Here is a 236-nt window from a genome sequence, read left to right on the forward strand (position 1 = left end):
CTGGATGGGCTGTTCAATGTCCAGATGGACATCCTTGGCAGCCCACTCTTCCACTGCCAGTTTGGATCCGGGTGCCAGGGCTCGATTGGCCACCATGGCAAATATGGCATCCCCTACCGGGGCAGTGAAGGCTCTGTCCCTCAGAGCTTCGGCAAGGCAACGATCAATGCCGATGCGTTTCCACAGCCCTTTAAGAAGCAAAGCTCCCCCGGCTGGCTGACTGGAGATGAACTTGA

1 pseudogene is annotated in these 236 nt (G+C 57.2%); it reads right to left on the reverse strand.

Annotation, left to right across the window (positions count from 1 at the left end):
- A pseudogene (locus ACYQ2M_RS25550) lies at window positions 1–236 on the reverse strand (IS1634 family transposase); the annotation flags it as partial.

The sequence above is a fragment of the Desulfocicer niacini genome, assembly GCF_054657595.1.